Below are 23,743 nucleotides of genomic sequence, written 5' to 3'. Positions count from 1 at the left end.
CGGAGAACGTCTTGCTGCAATATCTCGTCGCCGCCGCATTCGGCCTGCCCCTCATCGGTGCCGGTACGCTGATCGCCACCGACGCGCTGGCGCAGTCGCCCACGGCCAACCCGCTGCTCGCCGAGTGGACCGGTCCCTATGGCGGCGTTCCCCCCTGGGACAAGGTGAAGCCGGAGCTGTTCCCCGCCGCGTTCGAGGCAGCCCTCGCCGAGCGCGCCGCCGACTATCGCCGCATCGCCGACGATCCCGCCGCGCCGACCTTCGCCAACACCTTCGTGCCGATGCAGCTCGCCGGCCAGCGCTACGGCCGGGTGATGACGCTGTTCGGCGTGATGACCGGCAATATGAACAGCCCGGCCTATCAGGCGCTCGACCGCGAATGGTCGCCCAAATTCGCCGCCGCGTCGGACGCGATCACCTTCGATCCCAAGCTTTTCGCGCGGATCGAGGCGGTCTACAAGGCGCGCGCCAAGCTCGACGCGCAGCAGCAGCGGTTGGTGACGCGCACCTATGACAGCTACGTCCGTCAGGGCGCGAAGCTGAATGCGGCGCAGAAGGCGCAGCTTTCGGCCTATAACCAGCAGCTCGCCAGCGCGTTCAGCGACTTCTCCAAGCGCCTGCTCGCCGACGAGGGGACGGCGATCTTCGTCACCGACGAAGCGCAGCTCGCCGGCGTCCCCGACAGCGTCAAGGCAGTCGCCAAGGCCGCCGCCGCCGAACGCGGCCAGACCGGCTGGGCGATCGTCAACACGCGCTCCGCGGTCGATCCCGTGCTCACCTTCGCGAGCGACCGCGACCTGCGCGAGAAGGTGTGGCGCGCCTTCACCAACCGCGGCGACAATGGCGACGCGAACGACACCAATGCGGTGATCGCGCAGATCGTCAAACTGCGTGCCGACCGTGCGCATCTGCTCGGCTTCAGGACGCATGCCGACTGGCGGATGCAGGACACGATGGCGAAGACGCCCGCGGCGGCGATGGACCTGATGCTGCGCGTCTGGCCCGCCGCCAAGGCGCGGGTCGGCGAAGAGGTCCGCGACATGCAGGCGATCGCCGACAAGAGCGGCACGAAGATCACGATCGAGCCGTGGGACTATCGCTTCTATCAGGAGCAGGTGCGCAAGGCCCGCTACGACCTCGATCAGGCGCAGCTCAAACCCTATTTCGAGCTCAACAACATTATTCAGGGCTCGCTCTACGCCGCCAACCGGCTGTACGGGCTGAATTTCAAGGAGATCACCGGCACCGTGCCGGTGTTCGAACCGAACATGCGCGTCTGGCACGTCACCGACCGCAACGGCAAGGAAGTCGGCCTGTTCTACCGCGACGATTTCGCGCGAACCGGCAAGCGCTCGGGCGCCTGGGCCAACACCTATCGGGGCCAGCGCAACCTCGCGCCGGCGCAGAATGTGCTATCGTCGAACAACAACAATTTCGCCAAGGGTGCCAAGGGCGAGCCGATCCTCATCAGCCTCGACGATGCGCAGACGTTGTTCCACGAATTCGGCCACGCGATCCACGCGATGCTGCAGAACGTCACCTATCCCGGCCTCGCCGGTACGCCGCGCGACTTCGTCGAATATCCCAGCCAGGTGAACGAGCATTGGCTGCTCACCCGCGACGTGCTCGACAAATATGCGCGCCATTACCAGACCGGTGCGGCGATGCCGCAGGCGCTGCTCGACAAGATCGAGGCGTCGAAGACGTTCAACCAGGGCTTCGCCACCACCGAATATCTGTCCTCGGCGATCGTCGACATGAAGCTGCACACCGTCGCCGACGGGATCGTCGATCCCGACGCATTCGAGCGCAAGGCGCTCGCCGAGATCGGCATGCCGCGTGAGATCGTGATGCGGCACCGCCTGCCGCAGTTCAATCATCTGTTCTCGTCGGACAGCTATTCGGCGGGCTATTACAGCTACCTCTGGTCGGAGACGATGGACGCCGACACGTTCGCGGCGTTCGAGGAGGCGGGCAGCCCGTGGGACAAGGCGACCGCGGACCGGTTCGCCAAGATCCTGCTGTCGACCGGCAACGAGACCGACCGTGCCGAAGCCTATCGCGCCTTCCGCGGTCGTGACCCCGACGTCAACGCCTTGCTGCGCAAGCGCGGTTTCCCCACCGGAGCGGCGAAATGAGCGGCGCGGCGGCGGCGCCGGCGGGCCGGCTCAAGTCGATCCTCGGCGGCTCGGCGGGCAATCTCGTCGAATGGTTCGACTGGTACGTCTATTCCGCCTTCGGCCTCTATTTCGCGCCGCATTTCTTTCCGAAGGGCGATCCCACCGCGCAATTGCTCAACACCGCCGCGGTGTTCGCGGTCGGCTTCGTCATGCGGCCGATCGGCGCGTGGATCATCGGCATCTACGCCGACCGCAAGGGTCGCAAGGCGGGGCTGACGCTGTCGGTGACGCTGATGTGCGCCGGCGCCTTCCTGATCGCGATCTGCCCGAGCTATGCAACGATCGGCTGGGGGGCGCCCGCGCTGCTCGTCTTCGCGCGGCTGATGCAGGGCCTGTCGGTCGGCGGCGAATATGGCGCGAGCGCGGTCTATCTGTCGGAGATGGCGGGGAAGAACCGGCGCGGCTTCTTCTCGTCGTTCCAATATGTCACGCTGATCGCCGGCCAGTTGCTCGCGCTGTTCACGCTGCTGCTGTTGCAGGCGGTGCTGAGCGAGGGGCAGCTCGAGGAATGGGGCTGGCGCCTGCCGTTCGCGCTGGGTGGGCTGCTCGCGATCGTCGTCTTCCGCATCCGTCGCGGGCTGATGGAGACCGAGGCGTTCACCAATGCCAAGGACAAGCCCAAGTCGAGCGGCTGGCTGCTCTTCTCCAAACATCCGCGGCAGGCGGCGACGGTGGTGCTGCTCACCGCCGGCGGCACGCTCGCTTTCTATGCTTATACCACGTACATGCAGAAGTTCCTGGTCAACACTAGCGGCTTCAGCCGCGAGACCGCGACCTGGGTGATGACCGGCGCACTGGCGCTCTATGCGGCGTTGCAGCCGCTGGCGGGGGCCTTGTCCGACCGGATCGGCCGCCGGCCGCTGATGATCGGTTTCGGCATCGCCGGCGTGCTGGCGACGGTGCCGATCTTCACCGCGCTGGAGACGGTGAAGAATCCGCTCGCCGCCTTCGCGCTGGTGATGACCGCGCTGGTGATCGTGACCGGCTATACGGCGATCAACGCGGTGGTGAAGGCGGAGCTGTTCCCCGCGCATATCCGCGCGCTCGGCGTCGCCTTGCCCTATGCGCTGGCCAACACCGCGTTCGGCGGCACCGCCGAATATGTCGCGCTATGGCTCAAGAACGCGCAGATGGAGCGCGCCTTCTACTGGTACGTCACCGCGATGATCGCGGTATCGCTCATCACCTATTGGCGGATGCGCGATACGCAGGCGCACAGCCAGATTGCGGAGGATTGACCCCCGACCGGTCGTGCTGAGCCTGTCGAAGCACCTTGAGACTCAAGCCCTTCGACAGGCTGAGGGCAAACGGTGTGAGACAGGCGAGCGCGAAACATCGCTTACCGCGGCAGTTCGATCGTCGCGCACAGCCCGCCGCCGTCGCGGTTCGCCAGCCGCACGTCGCCGCCCGCCTCGCGCACGATCGTCCGCGCCAGCGCCAGCCCCAGACCGATCCCGCCGGTGTCGCGATTGCGCGACGTCTCCAGCCGGGTGAACGCCTCGAACACGTCCCCCAGCCGTTCCTCCGGGATGCCGGGCCCGCGATCCGCTACCTCGATCCGCACCATGGTCGTCTCCGCGACCAGCCGCACCTCGGCACCGTCGCCGTATTTCACCGCATTTTCGATCAGGTTGCGGATCGCGCGGCGGATCAGCGACGGTCGCAGCCGCATGCGCAACCGCTCCGCCTCCTCGAAGGCGACGTCCTGGCCGAGATCGCGGAAATCCTCGACCACCGCATCGACCAGCGCGGCAAGATCGACCTCGGTCAGCGGCTCGCTCGGCCGTCCCATCCGCGCCAGCGACAGGATGTCGTCCAGCGTCCGGTTCATCTCGGCGATCGTGTCCGCCATCCGCGTGCGGTCGGTGTCGTCCTCGACCGATTCGATCCGCACGCGCAACGCGGCCAGCGGCGTGCGCAGATCGTGCCCGATCGCGCCGAGCATCCGGTCCTTCTCGTCGAGCATGGCGGTGACGCGCAATTGCAGCGCGTTGAACGAGCGCACCAGCCCGACGATATCCGCCGGCCCGTGCTCCTCCACCGCCACCGGTGTCTCGCTGCCGCCGCGGCCGAAGCGCTGCGCCGCCGCGGTCAGTTCGCGCAGCGGTCGGGAGATCCGTCGTGCGATCCACAAGACCGGCAGCAGTACGACGCCGTAGAGGATCAACGTCTGCGCGAACAATCGCCAGAACAGGTGCATGCCGCCAGCGTCGCCCCATGGCACGATCACCGCCAGCCAGCCCGACCGGGGTCGCTCGATCGCGATCAGCAGCGCCTGCTCAGGCCGGTCGCCGTCGCGCCGCGTCCGGCTGGCACGCGCGATGCTGCGGCCGAGCACCGCATCGTCCATGGCGGTCCAGTTGCGCACGCCCGTATCAATCCGCCCGACCTCGACGCCCTGCTCGCGTAATTGGTCGCGCAATTCGCTCGCCAGTTCGGGCAGACGCGGCAGCCCGGCGGGGATATCGTTGCGGTCGGCACGCCGGATACGGCCATGGTCGCGCGGGATCGGCCGGCCGCCCTGCGCCTCGCGCTCCATCGCATCGGCGATGCGGATCGCGACGGGCCGCGTCGCCTGCGCCAGTCGAAACGCCGCGCGCTCGCGCAGCGCCAGACCGAAATTCACCGCCTGCGCGACGAACAACGCCAGCGCGATCAGGACCGCCATTTGCCCGGCAAGGCTGCGCGGCCAGAGTCTCACAGCGTCGGCCTCACAGCCGGGTAACTTCCGCCGCCAGCGTATAGCCGCCGCCCCATACCGTCTTGATGATCTCGGGCAGCTTGGCATCCGCCTCGATCTTGCGGCGCAGGCGGCTGATCTGGTTGTCGATCGCGCGATCGAACGCCGCCGCCTCGCGCCCCTGCGTCAGATCGAGCAACTGGTCGCGGGTCAGCACCTGCCGCGGCCGCGTCACCAGCGCCAGCAGCAGATTGTATTCGCCGGTCGACAACGGCACCGACACGCCCTCGCGATCGACCAGCGCACGCTCGCCGGTCTTGAGCACCCAGCCGGCGAAGGCATAGGAGCCGCTCTCGGGCGCATGCTGGCGCGCGCCGCCGGCGGTGAGACGACGCAGCACCACCTTGACCCGCGTCGCCAGTTCGCGCGGCGAGAAGGGTTTCACGACATAATCGTCGGCGCCCATCTCCAGCCCGACGATGCGGTCGGTCTCCTCCGCCTTGGCGGTGAGCAGAATGACGGGCGTATCGCTGGTCGCAGCGATATGCCGGCACAGCGACAGGCCATCCTCGCCCGGCATCATCACGTCGAGGATGACCAGATCGATCGCATAAGCGGCGAGCCGCGTCCGCGCGCTCTCCGCATCCGCCGCCTGGGTGACGCGAAACCCCTGTTTGGTCAGATATTGCGCGAGCGGTTCGCGGATCGAACGCTCGTCGTCGACGAGCAGCAGGTGCGGCATGTCTCCCATCGGTTCGGCATTAGCCACGGCGCGCCCTTCCTGCAAAGTCCGGGCGGACAATCGCCCGCCCGGTCAAGATGTTACTGCGCCGGTGCGGCGGGCGGGGGCATGTCGCCGCTGCCGTGCGGGCCGCGCATCGGTCGCGCCGCGGCGAGTTCGGTCGCGTCGAGCTTGCCGTCATGATTGGCGTCGAGCCGGTCGAAGCGTTTGGCCGCCCGATCGAGTGCGTCGGCACGCGTCATCTCCCGGTCGCCGCCGGCGCGCATCCCGCCGCCGCCGCGCGGTCCCTCACCGCCGCCGCGTTGCGCGCGCATCGCCTCACGCGCGGCGTCGCGTTCCTCGGGCGTCACCTTGCCGTCCTTGTTGGTATCCATCGCGGCGAAGCGCGCTTCCGCCTCGGCGATCATCTCCGCCCGCGTGATGACGCCGTCGTGGTTCGCGTCCAGCCGCATCATCCCGCCGCCGGGCGGTGGGGCAGGGGGCATGGTCTGCGCGACCGCACCCGTCGCCAACAACCCGCTCGCGATCGCAAGCCCGAACCGCATCGATATCATGACGTCCTCCACCCCCGGCGGGCCGATCCCTGCCGCATCATCTCCTTATGGCCGCTGCATGTCGCGGCCGTATGTCCCGGGGGCCGGAATTTGTCGCAATCTGTCGCATGCGGCGGTCGCCGATCGCGTCAGGCGAACACCGCGACGCTCTGCATCTGCTCGGCGACCGGCGTTCCGTCCGTCGCCCAGATCGCCATCGCCTGGCTCGAACTGCCCGCCGACGCATAATCGCTCGTCGAGCGCAGCAGCCACCAGCCGTCGTCGGTCGTCGGCGCTTCGCCCAGCAGGTTGAGCTGCCACGTCATCGAACTCACCGGCGCCGGCCGGCCGAGCAGCTTCAGCGCCACCGGCGGCAGGCAATCCGCCACCGCGAGCAGCGCGACCAGCGGATGCACGCCGTCGCGGTCGCGCAGCCGCACCCAGCGCAGCCATTCGGCCGCATCGGCGTCATGCCGGTCGACCATGTCGAAATGCTGCGAAAAGGCGACCGCCGGATGGCCGCGCAAGATCGTGTCCGCCGGTCCCGGCGGGGCGACGTGCGGCGCGCGGCCGACCCGATGCTCCACCCCCGACTCGACCGCGCGCATGAAGACGAAGGTCGCGCGCAACCCCAGGCCTGCCTCGCCCGACACGTCCGCCTGCACGAACGCCGCGTTGCGCCCGCGTCGCAGCACCTCGGCGCGCACCGTGATCGCGCCGCTCACCGGCCCGACGAACGCCACCAGCGCCGAACGCAGCGGCGGCAAATCGACGTCCGCGCCCATCGCCGCATGCAGCGCCAGCGCCGCGGACAGGCCGCCATAGGCCGTCCGCCCCTGCAACCACGTATCCGGCACCGTGCCGCGCCAGCCCTGCGCCGCCGGCTCCAGTCCGGCGATCACCGCGCCGAGCGTCGTCACCGCAGCGCCCTGTCGTCGAACAGCCCGAACAGCAAGGTCGAGGCATACATCGCCACGGCGCGTTCGCGCGGCATCGCCGCCGCCCATTTCCGCATGTCGAACGCGGCATTCTGCAACGCCATCAACGCCTGCGCCGCGACCAGCGCGTCGACCGCGCGGATCGACCCTTCGGCGATGCCGTCCATCATCGTGCCGGCGAAGCGGCGCGCGATCCGGTTCGACCGGTCGACCATCGCGGTGCGGACCACGCCGGGCAGCCCGGACAGCGCGGTCGTGCGCAACAGCGGCGTCCGCTCGGCGAACTGCACGTCGAGCAGGGTCGCGATCGTGCTCGCCAGCCGCTGCCAATGCGTCCCGCCCGCCGCGTCGGCGAGCCGCTGCGCGTCGGAGATCGTGTCGAAGCTGCGCCGGTAGCAGGCGATGACCAGATCGTCCTTGGCGTCGAGATGATGGTAGAAGCTGCCCTTGGTGACGTTGAGCTCCGCCGCGATCCGCTGCACCGAGGCGCCACGATAGCCGAGCTCGTTGATCAGCCGCGTCGCCGCCAGCAGGAACGCCGCGCGCCCGGGCTCGCTCTCCTCGTGGGTCAGGTCGATGGGTTGCGGCGCCCAGCGACCGTCCGGCACGGCGATGCCGTGGTCGAACACGTCCATCAGCCGCGCCTCGACCCGCGCATATTGATCGGGCTCGTAGCGGACCAGCCACACCGGCAGCCAGAAGGTGTTTTCGAGCAGCACGTGCGCCCGCGCACCGAACAGGTCGGTCTCGGCACGATTGGCCGGCGGACCCCACAGGCCGCGCGTCCGCCGGAACACTTCGCGCCAGCGATTCATCAATCGGGTACGGTTCGGCTCCTCGGTGGCGCGCAGGTCCGACAGGACCGCCATCGCGCGTTCCTCGCCGCGCTGCACCCGTGCGAGCCGCTCCATGTTGAGCGCGAGATAGCGCCGCACGCGTTCGCGCGGGGTCGTCGCATGTCCCGCCTCGTCGATCATCGCCAGCAGCTGGTCGAGCGTATGCTCGAACGCCGCCGCCGCCAGATCTTCCTTGCGCTTGAAGTAATAGGTGACGCTGGTGGTGTTGAGCCCGACGCGCCGCGCCACGTCGGCGAAGGTCATCCCCTTCGCGCTCTGCTCGTTGATCGCCTCGGCGGCGGCGGACAGGATCGCGTCGCGTTTCGCGCGGAAACGCTTCGTCCCCTGTTCCTCGTCTCCCGTGGCGCTGCCGGCGTCCGCCTCCGTCTCATCCATCCCGCCCGTCTACCAAGGCCGGTTTAGAAGAAACAGTGTTTTCTCCATCGCCCGGGATCAGGCGTGAAAAACGCCCGGTTCGTCCCCTCCCGCCACTTTACCGAATGTGCGGTACGGCCTAGACCATGTGCAGACACGTCGGAGAGAGGCGCATGGACTTCACGCTGAGCGAACGCGAAACCTATTTCCGCGACCGGGTGCGCGCCTTCATCGATCAGGAGATCCGCCCGCGCCAGGCCGAGCATGACGCGCAGGCGCATGCCGGCGAGCGGTGGAAGGTGATCCCGGTCATCGAAGCGTGCAAGGAAAAGGCGAAGGCGGCGGGCCTGTGGAATTTCTTCATGCCGCCCAATTCCGGCCAGACGCACGTCGACGACAGTTTCGAATTCGAGGGGACGCAGCTCACCAACCTCGAATATGCCCTGTGCGCCGAGGAGATGGGCAAGGTCGACTGGGCGTCGGAGGTGTTCAACTGCTCCGCCCCCGACACCGGCAACATGGAGGTGTTCCACCGCTACGGCACGCGCGCGCAGAAGGAGCGCTGGCTCGGCCCGCTGATGCGCGGCGAGATCCGCTCGGCCTTCCTGATGACCGAGCCTGCGGTCGCCTCGTCCGACGCCACCAATATCGAGACGTCGATGGTGCGCGACGGCGATCATTACGTCATCAACGGCCGCAAATGGTGGTCGTCCGGGGTCGGCGATCCGCGCTGCAAGGTCGCGATCGTGATGGGCAAGACCGATACCTCGGCCAAGCGCCATGCGCAGCAGAGCATGATCCTGATGCCGATGGACGCCCCCGGTGTGACGATCGAGCGGATGCTCAGCGTCTATGGCTATGACCACGCGCCGCACGGCCATGGCGAGGTGGTGATGAAGGACGTGCGCGTGCCGGTTGAGAACGTGCTGCTCGGCGAGGGCAGGGGGTTCGAGATCGCGCAGGGGCGGCTCGGGCCGGGGCGTATCCATCATTGCATGCGCACGATCGGCGTCGCCGAAACGGGAATCGAGGCGATGGCCAAGCGGCTGTTGTCGCGCGTCGCCTTCGGCAAGCGGATCGCCGACCATTCGGTGTGGGAACAGCGGATCGCCAAGGCGCGCATCGATATCGAGATGACGCGGCTGCTATGCCTCAAGGCGGCGGACATGATGGACAAGGCGGGCAACAAATCGGCGCAGCTCGAGATCGCGATGATCAAGGTCGCCGCGCCCAATATGGCGCTGCAGATCCTCGACGACGCGATCCAGGCGCATGGCGGCGGCGGCGTGTCGCAGGATTTCCATCTCGCCCACGCCTGGGCGGCGATGCGCACGCTGCGCTTCGCCGACGGACCGGACGAGGTCCACAATCGCGCGATCGCGCGGGCGGAGTTCGGCAAATACGGGGACTATGCAGCCGAGCGGCCGGTGCGGTAACCGACCTCACCCTTCCGACGCTTCGCGTCTCCCTCCCTCTCCCGGCGGGAGAGGGAAGAGCCGGCGGAGCCGGCGAAGGGTGAGGGTGCGCGCGATCCGCTGATTGCGAAAGGAACATCCGATGAAAGCCGCCATCCTCTTCGAACCCAAACAACCGCTCGGCATCGAGGAGGTCACCGTCTCGGCGCCGGCTGCGCACGAGGTCCTCATCCGCACCGCGGCGGTCGGCGTCTGCCGCTCCGACCTGCATTTCGTCGACGGCATCTACCCGCATGCGTTGCCGACGATCCCCGGCCACGAGGCCGCCGGCGTCGTCGAGGCGATCGGCAGCGAGGTGCGCACGGTCAAGGTCGGCGACCACGTCGTCACCTGCCTGTCGGCCTATTGCGGCCAGTGCGAATTCTGCGTCACCGGCCGCATGTCGCTGTGCGTCGACGCCGCCGTCCGCCGCCCCAAGGGGGCGCCGCCGCGGCTGATGCTCGGCGACCGGCCGGTCGCGCAGATGCTCAACCTGTCGGCCTATGCCGAACAGATGCTGATCCATGAACACGCCTGCGTCGCGATCGACCGCGACATGCCGCTCGATCGCGCGGCGTTGCTTGGATGTGCGGTGACCACCGGCGCGGGCGCGGTGTTCAACACCACCGACGTGACGCCCGGCGAGACGGTATGCGTCGTCGGCTGCGGCGGCATCGGCCTCGCCGCGATCAACGCCGCGAAGATCGCGGGCGCGGGCAAGATCATCGCGCTCGATCCGGTGGCGGAGAAGCGCGCGCTCGCCGAAAAGCTCGGCGCGACGCACAGTATCGACGCCGGCTCCCCGACCGCGGCCGACGAGGTGATCGAACTCACCCGCGGCGGCGTCCATCACGCGATCGAGGCGGTCGGACGGCCGCAGAGCGCCGCCACCGCGGTCAAGGTGCTGCGCCGCGGCGGCACCGCGACGATCCTCGGCATGCTGCCGCCCAGCGAGTCGGTCGGCCTGTCGGCGATCGACCTGCTCTCGGGCAAGAAGCTGCAGGGCGGACTGATGGGGAGCAACCGTTTCCCGGTCGACATCCCGCGCCTCGTCGACTTCTACCTGCGCGGCGCGCTCGATCTCGACACGATCATCGCAGAGCGCCTGCCGCTAGAGCGGATCAACCATGCCTTCGCCGAACTCCGCAAGGGCGACGCGACGCGCACCGTGATTACCTTCGGGTGAGGATCATTTCCTTCACCGTCTTGGCGGCGAGGAGCCGAGCATCATGACCATCGCATCCGACACCATCCCCGTCGCCGACAAGGACCGCCTCGATGAGGCGAAACTCACCGCGTGGATGGAGGCGAACGTCGCCGGCTTCACCGGTCCGCTGACCTATGCGAAATTTGCCGGCGGCCAGTCCAACCCGACCTATCGGATCGACAGCCCGTCGGGCGCCTATGTGCTGCGCCGCAAGCCGTTCGGTGTGCTGCTCCCGTCGGCGCATGCGGTCGACCGCGAATATCGCCTGATCGCCGGTCTCCATCCCACCGGCTTCCCCGTCGCCAGACCCTATGGCCTGTGCACCGACGAGAGCGTCGTCGGCACGATGTTCTACGTGATGGCGCTGGTCGAGGGCCGCAACCTGTGGGACGGCACGCTGCCCGATTTCGCTCCGGCCGAGCGCACGGGCCTCTACAATGCGATGGTCGACACGCTCGCCGACCTGCATAATACCGACCATTTCGCCGTCGGCCTCGGCGATTACGGCAAGCCCGGCAATTATTTCGCGCGGCAGGTCGAACGCTGGACGAAACAATATCGCGCCAGCGAGACCGAGCCGATGCCCGAGGTCGAACGCCTCATCGCCTTCCTGCCGCGCACCGTCCCCGAACAGACGCGCACGTCGATCGTCCACGGCGATTATCGCATCGACAATATGATCTTCCATGCCACCGAGCCGCGGGTCGTCGCGGTCCTCGACTGGGAGCTGTCGACGCTCGGCGATCCGCTCGCCGATTTCTCCTATTTCCTGATGAGCTGGGTCACCGAGCCCGAGGGGCGATCTGGCGTGAAGGGGCAGACCGGGCCGGAGACGGGCATTCCGACGATCGAGGAGATGGTGGAGCGCTATTGCGCGCGCACCGGCCGCGACGGCGTTCCCGATCTCAACTGGTATTTCGCCTACAACCTCTTCCGCCTGACCGGCATCGTCCAGGGCATCAAGAAGCGGATCGTCGACGGCACCGCGTCGAGCGCGCAGGCCGAGCGGTCGGCGGCGCAGGTCCATCGCCTCGCCGCGGCGAGCTGGCATTTCGCGCAAGCCGCAGGAGCCTGACGCCATGGCCCGTTTCACCGACCGATCGATCGTCGTCACCGGCGCGGGAAGCGGCATTGGCCGCGCCGCCGCCCTGTTGTTCGCCGCCGAGGGCGGCCGCGTCGTCGTCGCCGATCGCACCGAGGGCGCCGACGAGACCGCCGCGCAGATCGCCGCCGCCGGCGGCACCGCCCGCGCGATCCGCATCGACGCTGGCGACGAGGACGACGTGATCCGCGCGATCGCGCTCGCCCGCGATGCGTTCGGCGGGCTCGACGTGATGTTCGCCAATGCCGGTATCTCGGGCGGCATGGCCAATATCTTCGATACCGATGTCGCGCTGATCACCGAGGTGCTGCGCGTCAATCTGGTCGGACCGTTCCTCGCGATCAAACATGCCGCGCCGCATATCGCCGAGCGTGGCGGCGGCGCGATCGTGCTGACCGCCAGCGTCGCCGGCATCCGCTCGGGCGCGGGCTCGCCCGCCTATTCCGCGTCCAAGGCGGGCGTCATCAACCTCGCCGCGGTCGCCGCGCAGCAGCTTTCGGGCAGCAACGTCCGCGTCAATGCGCTGTGTCCCGGTCTGACCGAGACGGGCATGACGCAGCCGGTGTTCGATTATGCCCGCGACGTCGGCAAGGAGGATCGGATCGGCCGTCTCAACCCGCTGCGCCGCGGCGCGCAGCCGGAGGAACTGGCGAAAGTCGCGCTGTTCCTCGCGTCGGACGACGCCAGCTACGTCAACGGTCAGGTGATCGCGGTCGACGGCGGCCTGTCGTCGAGCCATCCCGTCACCCGGCAGGAGTATGGCAAGACCGCGGTATGAGCGACTTGCCGCCGTCATCATAGCGGATCAGGATGACGCCATGCTCGCGCTCCTCACCGTCGTCGCCCTGGCGGCCGCCGACATCCCGCCGCCGCCCGCGCCGCCGGGCGAACAACAGCTCGTCAGTTGGGTGATGAGCCCGGCGCTGTGTCGTGGGAGCGGCGACACGCCGCGCGCCGAGCGCATGATCCGCCGACCCGACCCGCAGCATGCGCTCGCCTGGCTATATCCGGCCGTGTTGCGACCGGTGACGCTGGATTTCCGTATCGATGCGACCGGCCGTCCCTTGTCGATCGTCCGCGTGAACCCGGACTATCAGTTCGCCATGGCCGACGTCGTGCCGGCGTTCGCCGCGAGTCGCTTCGCGCCGGGAGGCGAACGCAGCCGCTGCACCGTGACCTTCACCGCCCGGACCGACGCGATCGCCGTCGCGCCGGTTGCCGACCTCGTCGCCTACAGCGTGTTCCCCAATGAACCGCCGCCGCGGGCCGTGTGGGATCGCGTGCGTCCTCCGGGATCGACCTGCACCGATCCGGTCCCCGAGGTGCTGCTCCGCGCCTTCCCGCATTTCAAGGCGCTGCCCGATCAGCCCGGTTACCGTAGCTGGTCGATGGTCGGCTACGACCTCGATCGCTCCGGCAAGCCGGTCAGGCCGCACATCACCGCCACCAGCGGCACGCCCGCATTGGATCAGGCATCGGTGCGTGCCGTCGCGACATCGCGTTTCGAGCGCGGCGCCCGCACGGGCTGCTTCTTTCCTTATTGGAAGGGGGCGGCGACCCTGCCTGCGCCGCCGGCGCCCGAAGAGGACAGCGTCCGCCCCGCCGACGCCACCTGTCCCAAGGAGCATGATTTCGAGCGCAAGCCGGCGCTGTTCTACCCTGAGCGCTATAGCCGGCGCAGCATCGAAGGCTGGGCGATCATCGCCTTCGACGTCGCCTCCTGGGGCGCGACCGGCAACATCCGCATGCTGGCGTCCGAGCCAACGAGCGAATTCGGGGAGGCTGCCAAAGCGATGATCGGCAACGTCACGTTCAAACCGTCGCCGCACGGCTATACCGATTGTATCGAACGGGTCTTCTATCGCATGCCGGCAGTCAACAAGGCCGTCCCGGGCTAGACCGTCCGCCGGCGGATCAGCCCTTCCTGCGCCGTGCTCGCGACCAGCCGCCCGTCCTGCGTGAAGATGCTGCCGCGGTTCATGCCGCGCGCGTGGCCCGCCCACGGGCTGTCGGTGGTATAGAGCAGCCATGCGTCGGCGCGGAACGGCTCGTGGATCCACAGCGCATGGTCGAGGCTGGCGGTCTGCATCTCGGGCATCAGCCAGTTGACGCCGTGCGGCATCATCGACGTCGCCAGCAGCGCCATGTCGGACGCATAGGCCAGCGCGGCGCGATGCACCGCCGGATCGTCGCCGATCGCCGCCGCGGTGCGGAACCAGGCGGCGTTGCTCGGCGCGCGCTTCTCGGGCGCGAACCAGCTGCGCGGGTAAAGCGGCCGCATCTCGATCGCATTCTGCCGCCGCGTGAAGAAGTCGCGAAACTTTTCCGGCACCTGATCCGCGATGGCGAGGCGCAATTCGCGTTCCGACCTGAGCGTCTCCGGACCCGGAACGTCGGGCATCGCGTCCTGATGGTGCAGGCCTTCCTCGGGCATCTGGAACGAGGCGGCGAGGTTGAGGATCGGCTGACCCTTCTGCACCGCCACCACGCGTCGCGTCGCGAAGCTGCGGCCGTCGAAGTCGCGCGTCACCCGATAGATGATCGGAAAATTCTCATCCCCCGGACGCATGAAATAAGCGTGGAGCGAATGCGCGTCCTTGCCCTCGACCGAGCGCTGCGCCGCCTGCAACGCCTGCGCGATCACCTGTCCGCCGAACACCCGGCCGCGGCCGCCCGGCTGGCGCGAACCGCGGTACAGGTCGGTATCGATCTCCTCGACGTCGAGCAGCGCGACGAGCATCGCTGCCAGCTCTTCGGGCGTACGCTCACCCATCAATAGCCTGCCGCCTTCGCCAGCCGGTCGGCATGGAAGCCGACGTCGCCGAACATCTCGGCGAGCACGCGGGCGCGTTTCATGTAGAAGCCGATGTCATATTCGTCGGTCATGCCGATGCCGCCGTGCATCTGGATGCCCTCCTGCACGCTGAGCGTCGTCGCCATGCCGGTCATCGCCTTGGCGATCGATACCGCGGCGTCCGCCTCGGCACCGGTGTCGAGCAATTGCTGCGCCTTGAGCACCGCGGCGCGCGCCACCTCCATCTCGGCATAGAGATGCGCGGCGCGGTGCTGCAACGCCTGGAAGCTGCCGATCGCGACGCCGAACTGCTTGCGCTCCTTGAGATAGCCGACGGTCATGTCCATCGCGCCGCCGCCGACGCCGAGCAGCTCCGCCGCCGCACCGGTCCGGCCCGCGCGCAGCAGCCGGTCGAGCGGCCCGCGCCCGCCATCGACCTCGCCGATCACCGCATCGGCATCGACCTCGACGCCCGCGAAGGCGATCCGCGCGGCGAGGCTCGAATCCGCCAGCCGCTCGGGTGTCGCGGTGAGGTTGGCGGCGTCCGTCGGTACGGCGAACAGCGTGACGCCCTCGGCCTCGTCGGGCGACCCCGCGGTGCGCGCCGCGACGATCAGCAGATCGGCGACATGGCCATGGGTGACGAACTGCTTCGCGCCGGTCAGGCGAAAGCCGTTGCCGGAGCGCTCCGCGGTCATCGCGATCCGGTCGCGATGCTTGGCGCCCTCGTCGATCGCCAGCGCCGCCACCGTCTCGCCGGCGACGATGCCGGGAAACCAGCGCTCCGCCTGCGCCGAGCCCTTCAGCGCCTCGACCGCCGCGACCGCGGTGGCGAGGAAGGGGGAGGGGGACAGGTTGCGGCCGATCTCCTCCAGCACCACGCCCGCCTCGACATGGCCGAGCCCGAGCCCGCCTTGCGCCTCGGGGATCAATACGCCGTTGAGGCCCATTTCGGCGAACTGCTTCCACAGGTCGCGGCTGAAACCGGTCGGGTCGTTGCCGTCGCGTAAGGACCGCAAATGGCCGACGGGAGCGTGTTCGGCGATGAAGTCCTTCGCCGTATCGCGGAGCATCGTCTGTTCGTCGTTGAGGTAGAGGGGCATCGGGAAACTTTCGTGTTCCGGCGGAAGCCGGAACCCAGGGTTCCAGGCGTTCCGCTATGTGGCTCCGGGCTCCTGCTTGCGCAGGAGCACAAGGGATCAGGCGCCGGGCAGCTCGAGGATCCGCTTGGCGATGATGTTGAGCTGGATCTCGCTCGTCCCGCCCTCGATCGAATTGGCCTTGGTGCGCAGCCAGGCGCGCGGCATCGCGCCGGTGCGCGAACGCTCGCTCTCCCATTCGAGCGAGTCCGAGCCGCCCGAGGCCATCATCAGCTCGTAGCGATCCTTGTTCAGCTCGGTGCCGACATATTTCATCATGCTCGGCTGCGCGGGATGCGCGCGTCCCGCCTTCAGCTCGTCGATGAACCGTTCGGACATCGCCGCGAACGCCTTGGCGCGCACCTCGAACAGCGCGATCTGCGTGCGCAGCACCGGGTCCGCCAGCCGCCCGTCATGATCGAGCCCGATCGTCGCGATCGCCCCCTCGACCAAGGGATTGCGCCCGCCGGTCGCCAGCCCCATGCCCGAGATCATCTCGCGCTCGTGGCCGAGCAGATATTTGGCGACGTCCCAGCCCTTGTTCTCGTCGTGGATGCGGTTCGCCTTGGGCACCTTCACATCGTCCATGAAGGTCTCGCAGAAGGGCGAATAGCCGCTGATCAGCAGGATCGGCTTGGTCGAGACGCCCGGCGAGGCCATGTCGAACAGCACGAAGCTGATCCCGCCCTGTTTCGATGCCTTGCTGGTGCGCACCAGACAGAAGATCCAGTCGGCCTTGTCGGCATAGCTGGTCCACACCTTCTGGCCGTTGACGATATAATGATCGCCCGCATCCTCGGCGCTGGCGGCGAGCCCGGCGAGGTCGGAACCGGCATTGGGTTCGGAATAGCCCTGGCACCAGCGGATCTCGCCGCGGGCGATCTTGGGGAGATGCTCCAGCTTCTGCTCCTCGGTGCCATATTTGAGCAGCGCCGGCCCGAGCATCGAGATGCCGAACGAATTGAGCGGATTGCGCGCGCGGATCGCCGCCATCTCCTCGCGCAGGATCTTGGTCTGCGCCGCCGACAGCCCGCCGCCGCCATAGGCCTTGGGCCAGTCGGGGACGGTCCAGCCGCGCGCCGCCATCCGGTCGAGCCAGTCCTTCTGTGCCGGCGACGACGGCGCGAAATTGCGCCCGCCCCAGCAGACGTCGGTGTCGGCGCGGACCGGTTCGCGCATTTCGGGCGGGCAATTCTCCGCCAGCCATGCGCGGGTGTCCGAGCGGAAAGTGTCGAGGTCGGTGTCGGTCATGTCATGTCTTCTCCGCCGTTTGTGCTGAGCCTGTCGAAGCACGGTGGGTCACACTGCCCTTCGACTGGCTCGGGGCAAACGGACTGTTATTTGATGGTGCCGCTCTTCAGGCTCCTGGCGACCGGGAAGCCGTGCTTCTCCAGTCCGGCGACGACCTTCTCGTACCCTTCGGTCTTCGCCCAGAACATCGGCCCGCCGCGATAGACCGGCCAGCCATAGCCATAGATCCACACCACATCGACGTCGGACGCGCGCTGCGCCATCCCCTCCTCGAGGATCAGCGCGCCCTCGTTGACCATCGTGTAGAGCGTGCGCTCGATGATCTCCTCGTCGGTGACGTCATGCTGCGGCGTGTCGGTCTTCGCCCGCCATTCGTCGATGATCTCGGCGACGCGGGGAGAGGGGGTGGGGTTCCGCTTCTCGTCATAATCGTAGAAGCCCGCCTGCTTCTTCTGCCCCCAGCGCCCTTCGGCGGCGAGCGCGTCGCGGATATTCTCGATCCGATTGGGATCGCGGTGCCAGCCGATATCGACGCCGGCGAGGTCGGCCATCTGGAACGGCCCCATCGGCATGCCGAAGGCGACATGGACGCGGTCGATCTGCTCCGGCGTCGCGCCTTCGAGCAGCAATTTGTTCGCCTCGACCTGCCGCGGCATCAGCATGCGGTTGCCGATGAAGCCATAGGTGACACCGGCGACCACCGCGACCTTCCTGATCTTCTTGGCGAGGTCCATGACCGTCGCGAGCACGTCGGGTGCGGTCTTCGCGCCGCGCACCACTTCGAGCAGCTTCATGACGTTGGCCGGCGAGAAGAAGTGCATGCCGACCACGTCCTGCGGCCGGGCGGTGCAGGCGGCGATCTCGTCGATGTTAAGATAGGAGGTGTTGGAGGCGAGGATCGCGCCGGGCTTGGCGATCGTGTCGAGCCGGGCGAAGATCTCCTGCTTCACCTCCATATTCTCATAGACTGCCTCGATGATGAGGTCGCACTCGCCCAGCGCGTCGAAATCGAGCGTCGGGGTGAGCGCGGCCATCGCCGCCTCGACCTGTTCGGGCTTCATCCGGCCCTTGGCGGCGGTCGCCTCGTAATTCTTGCGGATCGTCGCGACGCCGCGGTCGAGCGCCTCCTGCTGCATCTCGACGATCGTCACCGGGATGCCGGCCGACAGGAAGTTCATCGAGATGCCGCCGCCCATCGTGCCGGCACCGATCACGCCGACGCGGTTGATCGGGCGGCGCGGCGTATCGGCGGGCACGTCGTCGATCTTGGCGGCCTGCCGCTCGGCGAAGAAGATGTGGCGCTGCGCGGCGGACTGGTTGCCCATCATCAGCCGCATGAATTCCTGCCGCTCGAAGGCGATGCCCTCGGCAAACGGCAGCTCGGTCGCCTTGACGACGCAGGCGATATTGGCGGCGGGCGCGTCGAAGCCGCGGAAGCGGCGGGCGTTCTCCTTCTGGAACGCGGCGACCGCTTCGGGATCGGGTTTCGCCTTCTTTTCCGAGGCCCGCGGAATCGGCTGCTTTGCCTTGACCTCGCGGGCGAAGGCGATCGCATCGGCCTCCAGGCTGTCCTCGCCGACGATCCGGTCGATCAGCCCGGCCTCCTGCGCCTTCTTCGCCGGAATCGGATCGCCCTTGGCGGTCAGTTCGAGCGCGACGCGCACCCCAGCGATCCGCGGCAGCCGCTGCGTGCCGCCCGCGCCGGGCAGCAGGCCGAGCTTCACCTCGGGCGTGCCGATCTTCGCCGAGGGCACCGCGACGCGATAATGGCAGCCGAGCGCCACCTCGCAGCCGCCGCCGAGCGCGGTGCCGTGGATCGCCGCGACCACCGGCTTGGTCGATGCCTCGATCATGTCGACCACCGTTGGCAGGCCGGGCTCGACCATCGGCTTGCCGAATTCGGTGATGTCGGCGCCGGCGAAGAAGGTGCGGCCGTCGCAGCGGATCACCATCGCCTCGACCGTCGCATCGGCGACGCCCTCCTTGATCGCCCCCTCAAGGCCCTGCCGCACCGCCGCGCCGAGTGCGTTGACCGGCGGATTGTCAGATATGATGACGAGCACCTCGCCATGGCGTTCGGTGCGGATCGGTGAAGTCATGGAACGGTCCTTCGCTAATCGTCAGTTGAGCGCGGCGTAGATCATCGTCTTCAGCTCGCGGCGGATCGGATAGAGGCTCGACGGGCTGAACTGCGTCATGAACACCATGTGCAGCCGCTCGACGGGATCGATGAAGAAGGCGGTCGAGAACATGCCGCCCCAATAATATTCGCGCTGCGACCCCGGGATCATCGTCTTCGCGACGTCCTGCGTCACCGCGAAGCCGAGGCCGAAACCGGTGCCGGCATTCTGCGTCTCGCTGAACAGCGAGCGCGACAGGCTGGCGAGATCCTTCCCGCCGGGCAGATGGTTCATCGTCATCAGATCGAGCGTCTTGCGCCCGACGATGCGCACGCCGTCCAGCGTCCCGCCATTCTCGCACATCCGGCAGAAGCGGTGATAATCGAGCGCGCTCGATACCAGCCCGCCACCGCCCGACAGCAGCTTCGGGCGCCGGCTCCACGCGCTCGCCTCGCCGCGGTCGTAGAGGATACGCTGCCGGTCCTCGCCGAGCGTATAGCAATCGGTCAGCCGGTCGATCTTGTCGGCCGGCACCTGGAAGAAGGTGTCGTCCATGCCGAGCGGCGCGAAGATCCGCTCCGCGAAGAAGGCGTCGAGCGTCTGGCCCGACACCCGCTCGATGACCGCGCCAAGCACGTCGGTGGCGACCGAATAGTTCCAGCCCTCACCGGGCGAGAATTCCAGCGGCAATTTGCCCAATGCGGCGACGAAGCCGTCGAGGTCGAGATTGCCGTGCCAGCTTTCGATCCGCCCCTCGCGATAGGCGGCGTCGACGTTCGACCGGTTCTGGAAGCTGTAGGTCAGCCCGGAGGTGTGCCGCAGCAGGTCGAGCATCCGCATCGGCTCCGCGGTCGGCTTCGTCGCGAACGGCACCCCTGCGCCCCCGCCATTGTAGACGCCGAGCTGCTTGAATGCGGGCAGGACGTGATGGACGGGCGTATCCACCGCCACCTTGCCCGCCTCGACCAGCATCATGAACGCGATCGAGGTGATCGGCTTGGTCATCGACGCGATGCGGAACAGCGACCGGTCGTCGATCGGCGCGCCGCCCTCGCGCGCCGCACCCTGATGCGAGAAATGGACGATCTCGCCGTCGCGCGCGATCAGCAGCTGCGCGTGCGGGAGCAGCCCGGTGTCGAGATACCGCGCCTTTAGAAAGGCATCGATCGCGGCGAGGCGGCCGGCATCGAAACCCGTCGCGGAGGCGGTCGCATTGGTCATCCTGTTGCCATACCCCGATTTCTAAACTTTGTCCTCTATTGCCTTGAGCGGGGCCGGAATCAACAGTAACCTTTCGTCGAAACGCAGGTCGCTGCAGGCCTCGCCGACGAAAGGATGCAGTTTTGCCAAGCGCTTCGGTTGTCCCGCTGCCGGCGTCATGGCCGGCGATGTCCATCGCGCAGGCGCATGCGCTGCTGACCGCGCCGGGCGCGAAGTTCGAGATGGAGACGATCGTCCTCCAGGGCGTCGCGACCCGCGTCTGGAAGAACGCGCCGCCGACGCTGCGCGATCTGGTTTCGGCGAGTCGCGCGCACGGCGACCGGCTGTTCGTCGTCTTCGAGGACGAGCGGGTGACGTACGACGCGCATCATCGCGCCGTCGCCGCGCTCGCCGCCGATCTGGTCGCGCGCGGGGTGGGCAAGGGCGACCGCGTCGCGTTGGCGATGCGCAACCTGCCCGAATGGCCGGTCGCCTTCTTCGCCGCGGTTTCGATCGGCGCGATCGTCGTCCCGCTCAACGCCTGGTGGACCGGAGCGGAGCTGGATTACGGCCTGCGCGACTCGGGCGCGACGGCGCTGATCGCCGATGCCGAGCGCCACGACCGGCTGGCGCCTTTCTATGCCGGCTTGCCCGATCTCGCACACGTCCTCGTCGCCCGCGCCGCCGCGGATGTCACCGGCGCGACGCGGCTCGAATCGGTCATCGGGACGCCGGGAGACTGGCCGTCCTTGCCCGATGCGGCGCTCCCTGCGGCGGCGCTGGCCCCCGAGGATGACGCGACGATCTTCTACACCAGCGGCACCACCGGTGCGCCCAAGGGGGCGTTGGGCACGCACCGCAACCTGACCAGCAACATCCTGTCGAGCGGCTTTACCGCCGCGCGTGCCTATCTGCGCCGCGGCGAGGCGCCGCCCGATCCGACGCCGCGCGTCGCGCTCACCGTCATCCCGCTGTTCCACGTCACCGCCTGTTCGGCGGGGATGATGGGGTCGGTGGCGACCGGATCGACGTTGGTCTTCATGCGCAAATGGGATGCGACGCGTGCGCTGGAGATCATCGCGCGCGAGCGGGTCAACCTGACGGGCGGCGTGCCGACCATCGCCTGGCAGCTGCTCGAACACCCCGATCGCGACCGCTACGACCTCTCGTCGCTCGATTCGATCGCTTATGGCGGCGCGCCCTCCGCGCCCGAGCTGGTCCGGCGCATCTACGAGGAATTCGGCGCGCTGCCCGGCAACGGCTGGGGAATGACCGAGACGACCGCGACGGTGACGCAGCATGGCGGCGAGGATTATCTCAACCGTCCCGACAGCGCCGGCGCGGCGGTCGCGGCGGCGGACATCGAGGTGCGCGGCGAGGATGGCGTCACCGTGCTGCCGCCCGATACGATCGGCGAATTGTGGGCGCGCGGGCCGATGATCGCCAAAGGCTATTGGAACAAGCCGGAGGCGACCGCGGCGACCTTCGTCGACGGCTGGGTGCGTACCGGCGATCTGGCGCGAATCGATGCCGAAGGGTTCCTGTTCATCGCCGACCGCGCCAAGGACATCGTCATCCGCGGCGGCGAGAACATCTATTCGATCGAGGTCGAGAACGTCCTCTACGCCCACCCCGCGGTCACCGACGCGGCCTTGGTCGGCATTCCGCACCGGACGCTCGGCGAGGAGCCGGCGGCGGTGGTCCATCTCTGCCCCGGCTGCACCGCGGACGAGGCCGAGTTGCAGGCCTTCGTCCGCGCCCGGCTGGCCGGGTTCAAGGTCCCGGTCGCGATCCGTTTCATGGCCACGCCGCTGCCGCGCAACGCCAATGGCAAGATCCTGAAGAAGGAGCTGAAAGCGCTGTTCGCCGATGCCGGCTGACCAATCGCAAGAACCACGGTGGCGGCGGCCGAAAATGCGCTAGGGTGAAGGGCTATGGCCGACGATCCCGCTTCGATATCCCCCGCTTCCGTCATCACGCCCGAGGAGCAGGTCGCGCTCGGCGCGCCGCTGCTGCCCGGCACGCGCAGCGAGATCGGCCGCATCGCGCAGCGCCGCGACCGTCTGCTCGCCGCGCTGACGCTGATCGCCGGCATCGGCCTGACGCTCGGCATTCCGTTCGCGCTGAAATCGGGGGCGGAATTCTTCATGCCGCTGACCATCGCACTGGTCATCGCGATCGCCTTGGTGCCGGTGCTCGAATGGCTGGAGCGGCGCCGCATCCCGTCGGCGATCGCCGCGCTGTTCTGCGTCCTCGTCTTCCTCATCATCGTCAACGTCGTGATCGCGGCGATCGTCGTCCCCGCGACCGACTTCTTCCAATTGCTCCCCAGCCGGATCAGCCGCATCCAGCACAATCTGTCGCCGCTGCTCGACCTCTATTCGACGCTCGAAAAGTCGGTGAACAAGATGTTCCGGCAGATCGCCTCCACGCCGGTGCGCCAGCCGCAGACCGCCGCGGTCGCGCCGCCCAGCTCGATCCTCGAACTCGCCGCCACCTCGGCGCCGACGGTGATCGTCCAGTTCTTCTTCGGCATCCTGATCGTCTTCTTCTTCCTCTCCGGCTGGACCGGCATGCGCAAGAAGACGATCACCGGCCGTACCAGCTTCGACGGCGCGATGGCGACCGCGCGGGTGATCCAGGACGTCGTCGACGACGTCTCGGCCTATCTCGGCACGATCACGCTCATCAACCTGACGCTGGGCGGCGTCGTCGCCGGCGCGCTGTATTTCATCGGCATGCCGTCGCCGCTGATGTGGGGCGGCATCGTCGCGCTGCTCAACTACATCCCCTATTTCGGGCCGATCATCGCCGCCTTCCTGCTGGCGATCGGCGGGATGATGACCTTCACCGACATCTGGGTGGCGATGCTGCCGCCGGCGGTGATGATCGGCTGCCACTTCCTCGAGGCGAATGCGATCACGCCGCTGATCGTCGGCCACCGTCTGACGATCAGCCCGCTGATGATCCTCGTCTCGATCAGCTTCTGGGGCTGGGTGTGGGGGACGGCGGGGGCGCTGCTCGCGGTGCCGCTGCTCATCATCATCCAGACCGTGCTCGGCGCGGCGGGCAAGCCCGATATCGCCGGCTTCCTGTTCGAACACGGCACCTTGGTGCAGCAGGAACGCGCTCGCCGGAAGCGCGATGAGGGCGGGAACGATCCGGCGCGCGAATAGGCCGTTGACACCCCCC

At 68.0% G+C, this 23,743-nt stretch carries 19 protein-coding genes; 9 read left to right on the top strand and 10 right to left on the bottom strand.

The annotated features are described in order from the left end of the window. Window positions 1–11: 11 nt before the first annotated feature. Window positions 12–2,138, top strand: a complete 2,127-nt coding sequence (locus tag AC07U4_RS04875; RefSeq protein WP_495194616.1) for a M3 family metallopeptidase — start codon at window positions 12–14, stop codon at window positions 2,136–2,138. Continuing rightward, window positions 2,135–3,418: an MFS transporter gene (locus AC07U4_RS04870; RefSeq protein ID WP_495194615.1), complete on the top strand. Its 1,284-nt coding sequence runs from the start codon at window positions 2,135–2,137 to the stop codon at window positions 3,416–3,418. Before AC07U4_RS04875 ends, AC07U4_RS04870 begins: the two co-directional genes overlap by 4 nt. A 101-nt stretch (window positions 3,419–3,519) precedes the next feature. Here AC07U4_RS04870 and AC07U4_RS04865 read toward each other — a convergent pair whose 3' ends face one another. From AC07U4_RS04865 to AC07U4_RS04845, 5 genes are all read right to left on the bottom strand, one after another. Then, the gene (locus AC07U4_RS04865) at window positions 3,520–4,848 is read right to left on the bottom strand and encodes a sensor histidine kinase (RefSeq protein ID WP_495195014.1); all 1,329 of its coding nucleotides are present in this window, start codon (window positions 4,846–4,848) and stop codon (window positions 3,520–3,522) included. Window positions 4,849–4,891: 43 nt separating this feature from the next. After that, window positions 4,892–5,611, bottom strand: coding sequence for a response regulator (locus AC07U4_RS04860; RefSeq protein ID WP_038660416.1), 720 nt, complete (start codon window positions 5,609–5,611; stop codon window positions 4,892–4,894). Window positions 5,612–5,682: 71 nt separating this feature from the next. Continuing rightward, window positions 5,683–6,156, bottom strand: a complete 474-nt coding sequence (locus AC07U4_RS04855) for an EF-hand domain-containing protein (RefSeq protein ID WP_495194614.1) — start codon at window positions 6,154–6,156, stop codon at window positions 5,683–5,685. A gap of 128 nt (window positions 6,157–6,284) precedes the next feature. Further along, the gene (locus AC07U4_RS04850) at window positions 6,285–7,055 is read right to left on the bottom strand and encodes a thioesterase family protein (RefSeq protein ID WP_495194613.1); all 771 of its coding nucleotides are present in this window, start codon (window positions 7,053–7,055) and stop codon (window positions 6,285–6,287) included. Next, window positions 7,052–8,305 carry a TetR/AcrR family transcriptional regulator gene (locus AC07U4_RS04845; protein ID WP_137896958.1) on the bottom strand — a complete coding sequence of 418 codons (1,254 nt, stop codon included), beginning with the start codon at window positions 8,303–8,305 and terminating at the stop codon, window positions 7,052–7,054. Before AC07U4_RS04845 ends, AC07U4_RS04850 begins: the two co-directional genes overlap by 4 nt. A 152-nt stretch (window positions 8,306–8,457) precedes the next feature. Between AC07U4_RS04845 and AC07U4_RS04840 the strand changes: the two genes are divergently transcribed. The 5 genes from AC07U4_RS04840 (at window position 8,458) to AC07U4_RS04820 (ending at window position 13,945) form a co-directional block, all read left to right on the top strand. Further along, entirely contained in the window at window positions 8,458–9,720 is a 1,263-nt protein-coding gene (locus AC07U4_RS04840; RefSeq protein ID WP_495194612.1) for an acyl-CoA dehydrogenase family protein, read from the top strand. A gap of 121 nt (window positions 9,721–9,841) precedes the next feature. Beyond that, entirely contained in the window at window positions 9,842–10,924 is a 1,083-nt protein-coding gene (locus AC07U4_RS04835; RefSeq protein WP_495194611.1) for a Zn-dependent alcohol dehydrogenase, read from the top strand. 43 nt (window positions 10,925–10,967) lie between these two features. After that, complete coding sequence (locus tag AC07U4_RS04830) at window positions 10,968–12,020, top strand: phosphotransferase family protein (protein WP_495194610.1); 1,053 nt, start codon at window positions 10,968–10,970, stop codon at window positions 12,018–12,020. 4 nt (window positions 12,021–12,024) lie between these two features. Next, window positions 12,025–12,825 carry an SDR family NAD(P)-dependent oxidoreductase gene (locus AC07U4_RS04825; protein WP_038660398.1) on the top strand — a complete coding sequence of 267 codons (801 nt, stop codon included), beginning with the start codon at window positions 12,025–12,027 and terminating at the stop codon, window positions 12,823–12,825. Window positions 12,826–12,865: 40 nt separating this feature from the next. Further along, window positions 12,866–13,945, top strand: a complete 1,080-nt coding sequence (locus AC07U4_RS04820) for an energy transducer TonB (RefSeq protein ID WP_495194609.1) — start codon at window positions 12,866–12,868, stop codon at window positions 13,943–13,945. Here AC07U4_RS04820 and AC07U4_RS04815 read toward each other — a convergent pair. The 5 genes from AC07U4_RS04815 to AC07U4_RS04795 form a co-directional block, all read right to left on the bottom strand. Beyond that, complete coding sequence (locus tag AC07U4_RS04815) at window positions 13,942–14,820, bottom strand: acyl-CoA thioesterase (protein WP_495194608.1); 879 nt, start codon at window positions 14,818–14,820, stop codon at window positions 13,942–13,944. The genes AC07U4_RS04820 and AC07U4_RS04815 overlap by 4 nt on opposite strands. Then, the gene (locus tag AC07U4_RS04810; protein ID WP_495194607.1) at window positions 14,820–15,944 is read right to left on the bottom strand and encodes an acyl-CoA dehydrogenase family protein; all 1,125 of its coding nucleotides are present in this window, start codon (window positions 15,942–15,944) and stop codon (window positions 14,820–14,822) included. Before AC07U4_RS04810 ends, AC07U4_RS04815 begins: the two co-directional genes overlap by 1 nt. A 96-nt stretch (window positions 15,945–16,040) precedes the next feature. Next, complete coding sequence (locus tag AC07U4_RS04805) at window positions 16,041–17,231, bottom strand: acyl-CoA dehydrogenase family protein (protein WP_495194606.1); 1,191 nt, start codon at window positions 17,229–17,231, stop codon at window positions 16,041–16,043. An 86-nt stretch (window positions 17,232–17,317) separates the two neighbouring features. Next, complete coding sequence (locus tag AC07U4_RS04800) at window positions 17,318–19,330, bottom strand: 3-hydroxyacyl-CoA dehydrogenase NAD-binding domain-containing protein (protein WP_495194605.1); 2,013 nt, start codon at window positions 19,328–19,330, stop codon at window positions 17,318–17,320. A 21-nt stretch (window positions 19,331–19,351) separates the two neighbouring features. Beyond that, the gene (locus AC07U4_RS04795) at window positions 19,352–20,572 is read right to left on the bottom strand and encodes a serine hydrolase domain-containing protein (RefSeq protein WP_495194604.1); all 1,221 of its coding nucleotides are present in this window, start codon (window positions 20,570–20,572) and stop codon (window positions 19,352–19,354) included. Window positions 20,573–20,739: 167 nt separating this feature from the next. Here AC07U4_RS04795 and AC07U4_RS04790 point away from each other — a divergent pair, with 167 nt between their 5' ends. Together AC07U4_RS04790 and AC07U4_RS04785 are read left to right on the top strand one after the other, a co-directional pair. Further along, entirely contained in the window at window positions 20,740–22,431 is a 1,692-nt protein-coding gene (locus tag AC07U4_RS04790; protein WP_052075515.1) for a class I adenylate-forming enzyme family protein, read from the top strand. Window positions 22,432–22,485: 54 nt separating this feature from the next. Further along, window positions 22,486–23,727, top strand: coding sequence for an AI-2E family transporter (locus tag AC07U4_RS04785; protein WP_038660377.1), 1,242 nt, complete (start codon window positions 22,486–22,488; stop codon window positions 23,725–23,727). Window positions 23,728–23,743 lie beyond the last annotated feature (16 nt).

This window comes from Sphingomonas sp. GW821-FHT02B09, from assembly GCF_059421875.1.
The sequence above is the reverse complement of the archived record's forward strand: the minus strand, read 5'-3'. Positions and strand labels throughout refer to the sequence as shown.

Coding starts and splice junctions, on each gene's coding strand:
- AC07U4_RS04790 (WP_052075515.1), top strand. CDS start 20,740: ATGTCCATCGCGCAGGCGCATGCGCTGCTGACCGCGCCGGGCGCGAAG.
- AC07U4_RS04860 (WP_038660416.1), bottom strand. CDS start 5,611: ATGGGAGACATGCCGCACCTGCTGCTCGTCGACGACGAGCGTTCGATC.
- AC07U4_RS04825 (WP_038660398.1), top strand. CDS start 12,025: ATGGCCCGTTTCACCGACCGATCGATCGTCGTCACCGGCGCGGGAAGC.
- AC07U4_RS04830 (WP_495194610.1), top strand. CDS start 10,968: ATGACCATCGCATCCGACACCATCCCCGTCGCCGACAAGGACCGCCTC.
- AC07U4_RS04845 (WP_137896958.1), bottom strand. CDS start 8,305: ATGGATGAGACGGAGGCGGACGCCGGCAGCGCCACGGGAGACGAGGAA.
- AC07U4_RS04815 (WP_495194608.1), bottom strand. CDS start 14,820: ATGGGTGAGCGTACGCCCGAAGAGCTGGCAGCGATGCTCGTCGCGCTG.
- AC07U4_RS04810 (WP_495194607.1), bottom strand. CDS start 15,944: ATGCCCCTCTACCTCAACGACGAACAGACGATGCTCCGCGATACGGCG.
- AC07U4_RS04795 (WP_495194604.1), bottom strand. CDS start 20,572: ATGACCAATGCGACCGCCTCCGCGACGGGTTTCGATGCCGGCCGCCTC.
- AC07U4_RS04820 (WP_495194609.1), top strand. CDS start 12,866: ATGCTCGCGCTCCTCACCGTCGTCGCCCTGGCGGCCGCCGACATCCCG.
- AC07U4_RS04870 (WP_495194615.1), top strand. CDS start 2,135: ATGAGCGGCGCGGCGGCGGCGCCGGCGGGCCGGCTCAAGTCGATCCTC.
- AC07U4_RS04835 (WP_495194611.1), top strand. CDS start 9,842: ATGAAAGCCGCCATCCTCTTCGAACCCAAACAACCGCTCGGCATCGAG.
- AC07U4_RS04800 (WP_495194605.1), bottom strand. CDS start 19,330: ATGACTTCACCGATCCGCACCGAACGCCATGGCGAGGTGCTCGTCATC.
- AC07U4_RS04840 (WP_495194612.1), top strand. CDS start 8,458: ATGGACTTCACGCTGAGCGAACGCGAAACCTATTTCCGCGACCGGGTG.
- AC07U4_RS04855 (WP_495194614.1), bottom strand. CDS start 6,156: ATGATATCGATGCGGTTCGGGCTTGCGATCGCGAGCGGGTTGTTGGCG.
- AC07U4_RS04865 (WP_495195014.1), bottom strand. CDS start 4,848: ATGGCGGTCCTGATCGCGCTGGCGTTGTTCGTCGCGCAGGCGGTGAAT.
- AC07U4_RS04805 (WP_495194606.1), bottom strand. CDS start 17,231: ATGACCGACACCGACCTCGACACTTTCCGCTCGGACACCCGCGCATGG.
- AC07U4_RS04785 (WP_038660377.1), top strand. CDS start 22,486: ATGGCCGACGATCCCGCTTCGATATCCCCCGCTTCCGTCATCACGCCC.